This is a genomic window from Micromonospora sp. M51, assembly GCF_018070305.1.
Lineage (GTDB): Bacteria > Actinomycetota > Actinomycetes > Mycobacteriales > Micromonosporaceae > Micromonospora > Micromonospora parva.
In genome coordinates, this window is sequence record NZ_JAGPXZ010001153.1 from 1 (window position 1) to 1,286 (window position 1,286).

A 1,286-nucleotide genomic window follows, 5' to 3' on the forward strand; every position below is an offset into this window, starting at 1 on the left:
CCGCTGTCGGCTCCACAGCCGGGGCGGCCCGACGCCCGGCCAGCCAGGCGGGCAGGTAGAGCGGTGCGGCGACGGCCAGCACCACAGCGCCGACCACCATCGCGGTGCTCACGCTGGCAGCGGCGGCGATCGCGGTCAGGACCACCCCGCCGAGCGCGCCGGCCGGTGCCGCCATCATCGAGTTCAGCGAGAGCACGCTGGTTCGGTACGGGCCGTCGACCTGCCGGTGCAGCAACCCACTGTGCAGCGGGTTGGACGCGCCGTGCACGGCGTAGCAGGCCAGATACGCCACCAGCACGCCGACCGGCCCCGCGAACAACCCCATCCCGACCACCGTCACGCCCTGGAGGATGCGCAGCATGGCCGCACCCGGCGCGGCGCCGAACCAGCGCAGCAGCAGTGGAGTCAGTGCCGCGCCGGCCGCCGAGGCGAGCCAGGCGGCTGAGTTCGCCGGTCCGAGCAGCGCCGCCGCGCGTTCCGGGTCGCCGATGACCTCGGCGAGCCGGACCGGCAGCAGTGACTCGAAGGTGACCATGCCGAAGCCCCAGAACAGCTCGACGGCCACCAACGCCAGCAGCACCCGGGAGCGACGCAGCAGCCCGACGGCCTGGCCGATCATCCGGGGCGCCTGGACCACCGAGGCCCGCAGCGCCGCGAACCCGGTGGCCGGCCGCTCCTCGACCAGCAGCACGACCAGCGCGGCGAGCGCCGCCGCCTGCGCGACGATGGCGGCCAACACGGGCACCGTGAGCGCGCTGACCGGCCCGATCGGGCCGAGCGCGATGAGACCACCGCTGAGCAGCGCGCCGCCGGCGATCGCCCCGCCGATGACAGTGCCGGCGTAACCGAGGCCGCGCTCGTACTCGGCCTCCGGGTCAGCGGCCAGGGTGGCGTCGACGTACCAGGACTCCAACGGGCCGCTGTCCAGTGCCCGGTAGATGCCCTGCAAGGCCCAGACCACGAAGAACAGCACGAACGAGTCGGCCACCGCGAACAGCGCCAACGAGGCGAGGTTGAGCACGCCGGCGGCGAGCAGCACCGGTCGCCGGCCGAGAGCGTCGGCGAGCCCACCCGTGGGCAACTCCAGCGCCAGCACCAGCAGCCCCTGCGCCGTGCCGACCAGCCCGATCTGCGGCAACGTCAGGCCGCGCTCCTGCATCAGCAGGATCATCACCGGGATCATCAGACCCGTGGGCAGCCAGCGCAGGCCGTACAGCGTGAGGTAACGACGCCGAACCTGGCGTACGGTCAGCGCGCTCACCAGCGCTCGTCCAGACGTGGGAAGC

The 1,286-nt window shown here is 73.4% G+C and carries 1 protein-coding gene; it reads right to left on the reverse strand.

From position 1 onward, the window contains the following. The coding region (locus KBX53_RS33260; RefSeq protein ID WP_210863821.1) for an MFS transporter at positions 1 to 1,264 on the reverse strand (1,264 nt) is incomplete at its 3' end. Positions 1,265 to 1,286: the final 22 nt, after the last annotated feature.